2 protein-coding genes are annotated in these 2,325 nt (G+C 57.0%); both read left to right on the top strand.

Annotation, left to right across the window (positions count from 1 at the left end):
* The coding region (locus VGE80_RS23390) for a hypothetical protein (RefSeq protein WP_440594334.1) at window positions 1–595 on the top strand (595 nt) is incomplete at its 5' end.
* A gap of 23 nt (window positions 596–618) precedes the next feature.
* Window positions 619–1,866, top strand: coding sequence for an outer membrane protein assembly factor BamB family protein (locus VGE80_RS23385; RefSeq protein WP_440594333.1), 1,248 nt, complete (start codon window positions 619–621; stop codon window positions 1,864–1,866).
* Window positions 1,867–2,325 lie beyond the last annotated feature (459 nt).

Raw genomic sequence — 2,325 nt, 5'->3', positions numbered from 1 at the left:
AGACGTCGTAGAAATTCCTGGGATTTCGTTCAACGGGAAGAGCAGCACCAGTTCAGATTCAAGAATTGAATTGACGGAAACAGACGGTGATTCAACGCTGGTCGTGAAGCTAATGGGGGCTGGCCGCGCTGGGTCTTATTCCTACCAGGGACCGGGGGAGGCACCTTTTCCCTTCACCCTGCCGTGGAAACTGAAACACATGACGAAGGGAGCATTGGAAGGGACGTTTCTAGTAGCCCCGGCCGGGCCGCAATCGTTCGCTGCCGGTGGGACACTGAATAACGGTCCCGTCAGTCGACCACTTCAGTCCCCCGTCAAAGTCAGTTTGAATTTAACTCTTCCACGACCACATTTCGTACTTTCAGTGACAGGGGCCGGGGACCGGTTTCCCTACATCATTGTGAAAGATCCGCGGGGGCAGGAATTAGACGGCGAGTTGCACAACGCTCAGGGACTGTTAATTTGGTTGGCGAAACGGCCCTGCGACGAGATTGACCGTGTGAATGCGACGCTGCTGTTACAGGTCCCCCGACTCTTCACATTTGATATCGCGCCGCCTGCCCCGCCACCGCGGCAACGCAATGGAAAGTTTTGACTCCAAGACCGGAGAAGCCAACGATGCGTCGATTGTTTGCGATGTTCGTGTTCCTGCTTTCTTCATCGATTTCGCAGGGGGCGGACAACTGGCCGCAGTTTCGCGGGCCGTTGGGAGATGGTCACAGCGACTCACAGAAATTGGCTCTGACTTGGGACGGCCAGCAGAATGTTGTCTGGAAAACGCCGATCCATGATCGCGGCTGGTCTTCACCCGTCGTCTGGAAGGATCAGATCTGGTTGACTACGGCTACGGCGGATGGGCACAAGTGCTATGCAGTCTGTGTCGATCGTGCGTCCGGTCGGGTCATTCACGACTTGCACTTATTCGATGTCGAAACCCCGCAGCCCATTGCTGCCATGAACAGCTACGCCTCGCCGACGTCGGTCATTGAGGAGGGGCGAGTCTATGTGCATTTCGGCACCTATGGTACTGCTTGCATCCAAACGGAATCGGGCGAAGTCCTCTGGACGCGGCGGGATTTGAACTGCGATCACCACGAAGGAGCGGGCAGCTCGCCCATGCTGGTCGACAATCTGCTGATCTTTAACGTCGATGGCCGGGATGTGCAGTACGTCGTGGCTCTCGATAAGTTCACTGGAAGCACCGTCTGGAAGACGGATCGCTCCGCCGACTTTCAGGATGTTCGACCTGACCTGCGCAAGTGCTACGGAACTCCGATCGTCGTTGAATCAGAGGGGCAGCGGCAACTGGTCAGTGTGGGAGCACGGGGGACAATGGCTTATGACATCGGTACTGGAAAGGAACTCTGGAAGGTGACCTACGGCGGCTGGTCGATCGCTCCTCGACCTGTCTACGGGCACGGGATGGTCTACCTGATCAACGCCTACATCAATCCGGAACTCTGGGCGGTGAAGCTGGGAGGAGCGGGGGATATCACGGAGACTCACATCGCCTGGAAGCACACCAAGACCATGCCGTCGCGCCCCTCGCCGTTGCTGGTGGATGACCTGCTGTACCTGATCAGTTCAGACGGAGTCGCGACCTGCCTGGAAGCGACATCCGGAAAGGTCGTCTGGCAGGAACGGATCAGCGGTAAGTTTTCCGCCTCGCCCCTTTACGCCCGAGGACGTGTCTACTTCTTCGACGAAAACTCGGTCACGACGGTGATCGAATCCGGTCGTCACTTCTCTAAGCTGGCGGTCAATGTGATGGATAATGAAGAACTGATGGCGACCCCGGCCGTCGCAGGTGACTCGTTGTATGTTCGGACCGCCACGCACCTGTATCGGATTGACGAATCTCAATAAACGAAGTGGCGGCAGTCGATGGATTCCGGTCAATCGGGTCGCCCGGCCGGGAGAGGACCCTGATGAGAGCGGCCCTCATGGATTCGTCCGTCCAACAGCTCCTGTGCAACTGTCACCTTCCTGATTTTTTACCTTGATGGGCACAACAAACCAGCGTAGTGCACAGCTTTGGGTGAGTTTTCGACACCCGTTCTCGGCCTCGGAATTTCTTTCGAAGTTGAAAGAGTTTCGCAATGCTGGACACTTCCGAACCTTCTACACTCCAGCGGGGTCCCGTCACCTGAGCTGTGGTTGTGAGGATGGATCTTTGTGAAGCGGGGCGAGGGAGAGCAAATGGCTGGGATATCGGATGGGGATTCTCGGGCCGCTGTGCGCCGAGAGCGGTTGATTCTCCTGATCCTGGCGGCGGTCCAGTTCACCACGATCGTCGACTTCATGATCGTGATGCCGCTGGGGCCG

Source organism: Schlesneria sp. (genome assembly GCF_036405755.1).
In the GTDB taxonomy this organism is placed as follows: domain Bacteria; phylum Planctomycetota; class Planctomycetia; order Planctomycetales; family Planctomycetaceae; genus Schlesneria; species Schlesneria sphaerica.
Note: the sequence above shows the minus strand (reverse complement) of the source record. Positions and strands in the feature narration are given on the sequence as shown.